General features: G+C 64.8%; 6 protein-coding genes. 4 read left to right on the forward strand and 2 right to left on the reverse strand.

The genetic code is table 11. From position 1 onward, the window contains the following. Positions 1–291: 291 nt before the first annotated feature. A complete protein-coding gene (locus AC1D1Y_RS25605; RefSeq protein WP_477684830.1) occupies positions 292–804 on the forward strand; it encodes a hypothetical protein in 513 nt (170 codons plus the stop codon). Between the two features lie 87 nt (positions 805–891). Here AC1D1Y_RS25605 and AC1D1Y_RS25610 read toward each other — a convergent pair whose 3' ends face one another. Together AC1D1Y_RS25610 and AC1D1Y_RS25615 are read right to left on the reverse strand one after the other, a co-directional pair. Continuing rightward, on the reverse strand, positions 892–1,542 hold the full coding sequence (locus AC1D1Y_RS25610; RefSeq protein WP_477684831.1) for a hypothetical protein: 651 nt from the start codon (positions 1,540–1,542) through the stop codon (positions 892–894). A gap of 238 nt (positions 1,543–1,780) precedes the next feature. Beyond that, complete coding sequence (locus AC1D1Y_RS25615; protein ID WP_477684832.1) at positions 1,781–2,356, reverse strand: DUF2242 domain-containing protein; 576 nt, start codon at positions 2,354–2,356, stop codon at positions 1,781–1,783. 116 nt (positions 2,357–2,472) lie between these two features. On the opposite strand from AC1D1Y_RS25615, the gene trxC reads away from it, so the two are divergent. The 3 genes from trxC (at position 2,473) to AC1D1Y_RS25630 (ending at position 5,056) form a co-directional block, all read left to right on the forward strand. Beyond that, positions 2,473–2,910, forward strand: a complete 438-nt coding sequence (trxC, locus tag AC1D1Y_RS25620) for a thioredoxin TrxC (protein ID WP_477684833.1) — start codon at positions 2,473–2,475, stop codon at positions 2,908–2,910. Between the two features lie 85 nt (positions 2,911–2,995). Then, on the forward strand, positions 2,996–4,354 hold the full coding sequence (locus tag AC1D1Y_RS25625; protein WP_477684834.1) for a TAXI family TRAP transporter solute-binding subunit: 1,359 nt from the start codon (positions 2,996–2,998) through the stop codon (positions 4,352–4,354). 45 nt (positions 4,355–4,399) lie between these two features. Continuing rightward, on the forward strand, positions 4,400–5,056 hold the full coding sequence (locus AC1D1Y_RS25630) for a GDSL-type esterase/lipase family protein (protein WP_477684835.1): 657 nt from the start codon (positions 4,400–4,402) through the stop codon (positions 5,054–5,056). Positions 5,057–5,286: the final 230 nt, after the last annotated feature.

The following is a 5,286-nucleotide window of genomic DNA, read 5'->3' on the forward strand; positions in this document are numbered from 1 at the left end:
TTTAGCGAGACCCCGCCTGAACCGAGCACCGCAGGTTGCCCGTAGCGCAGCGAAGGGACGCAGCAACCAGGGTCGCCTTTTCTTTTGCTTACTTTTCTTTTGGCGAAGCAAAAGAAAAGTGAGTAGCCGCCGGGCTACCCCCGGCCAGCTACCCTATGCAGAGGACACAGAAGCGCGCAAAGCCGGCGCAAGACCCGGCATCTGGACACCCCTCTCTAACCCGTTAGGTCGCCCTCACTAGCCAAACCCGGCAAGATAAGCCCATCGTCAAAGCCTAACAAAGGAATTCCCATGAGCGCCAAAAACCTCTCCACCGTTGCCACCGACCTGATCGAGTCCTACGGCAATACCGCCCGCAACGTCATCCAGGCCTACCGTGCCGGCGGTGAGCGTGTGGTCAGCCTGCTGGAGCAGCGCTGGAACAAAGCCCTGAAACAATCGCGCACCGAACTGACCGCTGAAACCGCGAAAAACGCTTCGGCCGCACAAGCCGCCTTCAGCGCCTACTACACCAAGGGCTTGCTGCTGACGACCAGCGGCGCCGAGCAGGTGGTGAGCCAGCTGGTGAAAGTGGCAGAAGCCGGCGTCGAACGCGCCGCTGCCAACGCCAGCCTGTTTGAAGAAAAAACCGGCGTGACCGCGCTGAACACCCTGGCCCAGGCCACTGCGCCCGGCGCACTGGCTTTGAGCAAGCTGGCCGCGCAGATCGAGCAGAAGAGTGCCGCACTGGCTGGCAAGATTGCCGGTGAGCACAAGGTCGCGGCCAAGCGCAGCACGGCTTTCCGCCGCGCCAAAGCAGCCTGATTCTTTTCGCTTGAAACAAAAACCCCGGCCGGCGCCATGCGCTGACCGGGGTTTTTTTATGCCTCACGGCTTGATAAGCCTTGGTGCTTAACCGCGCGGATTGATCAGGCGTTCAACTTCATCGCGCAAGGCCGCCAGCTGGGCGCGCAGGTCACGGCGCTCCTGCTGCGTCACCACGCCGTCGGAACGGTAAGCGGCCTCGCGGCGTTCAATGGCCTCCTCGCGGGCCTGCAAGCGGCCGGCTTCGCGCAGGCTCAAGCGGTGGCTGCGCACGCCTTCATCAATGCGCTGGCGGATGTTGAACTCCTGGCTGTCGATGCCGCCCAGCCTGTCGGCCGGATAGCCGACGGCAACGGTGCGGTTGTTGGCGATGGCGCGTTCGACTTCGGCGCTGAGCTGGGCCATGTCGGCGCGCAGCTGCTGGCGTTCCTGCGGCGTGACGCGGCCGTCGGCCTTGTAGGCGGCCTCACGGTTCTGGATGTCGTTGTCGCGGCGGTATAGCAAACGGGCTTCCGAGGGCGTGATGCGGCCGGACTGCAGGCCCTGGCGTATGCGCTCGCTGATGGCCTGCTGCGCATTGTCTATGCCCGGCGTTTGCGGAGCAGGCGCATACACCACCTGAGGCGGATAGGAAGGCGAAGGTGAATAAGGGCCCGGCTGCGCCATCGCCGGCGCGGCGGCGAGGCCCGCGGCCAGCGCGGTGGCCAGAAGGGATGCGGTCAAGAGTTTCGATTTCATGGGGGCTCCTTTGCTCAATGAGTGAAGCAGCAAACCGGGGGGGCTTGCTTTTCCAAAGCACCGGCCTGGAGGGGCCTGGGTGCTTCAGTGCCTTCATCGTGGAACCCCAAGGTCAACGCCGTGTAATGCGGAGGTAGGGCGGATGTAATGCGCTGCGCTTTTACCCCGTGTTTACCGCGCGGCATGCCGGCGTATCAGGATGTAGCGCCACCTTACAAAGCGGGCAAATATGAGTTACCTATTGGGATTGCGGCGGCAAATCGTCCACCGTCGCGAGGTAGCGGCTGAGCAGCTCAAAAAAGCCGTCGTAAAACGCGTCCGACGAAATCGTGACGCTGCCGACTTTCACCATGGAGTCATTGCCGGAACTGAAAGGCAGGGACACCGAGCCCAGGGCGCCCACGCCCAGGCTGGCGGAGTTGTTGCTCTTTTTGAGCTGGTAGCTGTCCTGCAGCGCGGTGACAAAACCCAGGCTGATCTTGCCGTCGGCGCTTTCTGGCGCGCACACCACGCGTATCACCATCTGCAGGTGCGACTCGGCCTCAGGCTGGAAGCTCTTCTGGCCCTCGACCAGGTCGGCCCTGGCGATGTTGATGATGTAGCCCTGGCTCAGCAGCGCGCGGCGCGCGGCCTCGCAGGTCTGCTCGGGCCTGGCGTCGAAGAGGCGCGAATAGGTGGCGGTGGACCCGAACTTTTCCTGCAGGGGAAAGGACTTCACGCCGCTGGCGCAACCCGTGAGCAGCAGTATCCCCAGCGCACCGGACAGGACGCCCGCAGCGGATGCCAGGCGGCGATGCCTCCAAAACAGTTTCAAAACCAGTACCCCTTTCACAATCTGGAAATCTTCGAGCGCGCCCGCACGGAACGCAGGACGTATTTGTACACCCTGCGCCGGCTTGAAAAGCCTCCCCGGCGCCCCAGTTACAAACAATGACCGACTCGCTCCACATCGTCTGCCCCCACTGCCACACCACCAACCGCGTGCGCGCCGACCAGTTGGGCAGCGAGCCCAGCTGCGGCAGCTGCAAGAAAGCGCTGTTTGTGGCGCATTCCACCGCGCTGGACGAAGCGGCCTTTGACAAACATATCAGCCGCAACCAGATTCCCGTGCTGGTCGACTTCTGGGCGCCGTGGTGCGGGCCCTGCCGGCAGATGGCGCCGGCCTACGAGCAGGCCGCCGCGCAGTTGGAGCCGCAAGTGCGCGTGGCCAAGGTCGACACCGAGGCCGTGCCCAATCTGGGTGCGCGCTTCAATATCCGCAGCATTCCGACCCTGGCGCTGTTCCAGAACGGCCGCGAAGTGGCGCGCCAGGCGGGCGCTATGGGCGCGGCGGATATTCTGCGCTGGGTGCGGGCGAATTTGCGCTGAGCGCATTGGCGGCTTGACGACACATGGCCTGGCTGGGCCATAGCGTCCGCTTTGTGGCTTGCAGGCTCTTGGTTAGACTGCACCCATGCTGATCATCCCCTCCCTGAGCCGCAAGCAGACCTTCCTGCTTGCGGTGGCCATCATCGGCGGGCTCGCGGTGCTGCTGTCGATGTTCTCGCGTTCGCTGCTGCCGGCGCCGCCGCGGCAGGTCCAGATGACGACGGGTGCGGTGGACGGCGCGGCGCACCAGTTCGCGCTGAGGTACCAAAGCTATTTAAGCGCCAACGGCGTGACACTGGAGCTCTTGCCTTCCAGCGGTGCGGTGCAAAACCTTGAGCGCCTGAACGCGGGCATGCCGGTGGGTTTTGTGCAGGGCGGCCTGGGCTTGCTGCAGCTTGATTCGCAGGAGCCGGAATCCAGCACGCCGCTGCGCTCGCTGGGGGTCGTGGGTTACGAGCCGGTCTGGATGTTCACCTCGCCGGCGCTGGCCAAAACCTTAAGCAAGGGCCTGGGCCCGCTGGCGGGCAAAAAAGTCGCCATCGGCGTGGAAGGCAGCGGCACACGCAAGGTGGCGCTGGAGTTGCTGCAAGCCTATGGTGTCACGCCGGCCAATGCGACGCTGACGCCCGGCGGCGGGCAGGCGGCGGCCAAGGCGCTGCTGGCACGCGAGATCGACGCGCTCTTCCTGATTGGCGCGCCGCAGACACCGGCGGTGCAGATGCTGCTGGGCAAGCAGGACGAGGCGCACCTGGTGTCGATTGAACACGCCGAGGGGCTGGCGCGGCGCCTGCCCTACCTCTCGCTGGTCACGCTCAAGGCCGGCTCGGTCGATCCGGCGCAGGACCGCCCGCGCCAGGACATCACCTTGCTGGCCACCACGGCCAACCTGGTGATCCACAAGGACCTGCACCCGGCCCTGGCCTACCTGCTGCTGGAAGCCGCGCGCGAAGTGCACCGGGGCGCTACGCTGCTGAACAGGCCGGGCGAGTTCCCGAACGGGGCCGCGACGGAATTTCCGCTGGCCGATGAGGCGGCGCGTTATTACAAGGACGGCCGGCCCTTCCTGCAGCGCTACCTGCCCTACTGGGCGGCCAACGCCCTGCAACGCCTGCTGCTGGTGCTGCTGCCGCTGGTGGCGATCGCGATTCCCGTCTTCCGCATCGTGCCCAGGCTGTTCGAGTTCAAGGAAAAGAACCGGCTCTACCGCCGCTACGGCGCGCTGCTGGAGATGGAGCGCGACATCGGTGCGCGGCGGCTCGATGCGCGGGAGGTCGCCGAGGCCACCGCGCGGCTGGACAAGATAGAACACGACGTGAGCCACATGAAGTTCGCGCTGGACTTTTCAGACCGGGTCTACACGCTGCGCCAGCATGTGGACTACGTGAGAAAGCAGCTGCACGCGCAGGCGCCGGAGGCGCCGCCGCAAGCCGCCAATCCTTCATGAACCTGAACGGCATCTGACCCACCCCACCACACTTCGCTTCACACCATGCCCCTATCCACCTCCGGTTTTCGCCGCCATTTGCTGCTGGGCAGCGCCGCCTCCGCCCTGCTGCTGGCCGCGGGCTGCTCCAAAAAAGCCAAGCCGCAGGGCAAGACACTGCCCAAGGAAGCCGTGCTGCTGTGTCTGGGCGATTCGCTGACCTATGGCTACGGCGCCGTGGCTGGCGCCGGCTACCCGCAGCAGCTGGAGCAACTGACGGGCTACGTCACCAAAAACGCGGGCCTCAACGGCGACACAGCCGAAGGCGCGCTGGCGCGGCTGCCCTCGCTGCTGCAGGACAACACGCCGGGCCTGGTGCTGGTGTCGATAGGCGGCAATGACTTCCTGCGCGGCTTGCCGCTGGACCGCACGCGCGCCGCGCTCAAAAGCCTGGTGCAGACGGCGGCGGCCGGCGCGCAAGTGGTGCTGATCGCGCAGCCCAGGCCGGTGTTCCTGGCCGCCGCGACCAATTCACTGGGCGACCATGAGGTGTATTCCGAGGTCGCGAAGGAAACCGGCACGCCGCTCTTCAGCGGCGGCTGGTCGTATGTGCTGTCGCGCAGTGAGCTGCGGTCGGACCAGATTCATGCAAATGGCGAGGGTTATAAGGTTTTTGCCGAACGCTTGGCGGCTTGGCTTAGGGATATGAAGTTCTTGGCCTGATAGGTATTTAGGCCGGTCTTGCTCCGGCCTTTGCGCTACTGTTTTCTCTGCTGAGTTCTGCTGGCCGGGGGTTGCCCGGCGGCAAGTAACTTTCTTTTGCTTCGCCAAAAGAAAGTCACCAAAGAAAAGGCGACCCGCAGTCTGGGTCCCTACGCTTCGCTACGGGCAACCTGCGGTGCTCGAGCCAAGCGGGGTCCGGCTAAACTCGCCTTCGGCTCAGACAACGCCGG

The organism is Polaromonas sp. P1_G1 (assembly GCF_056405595.1).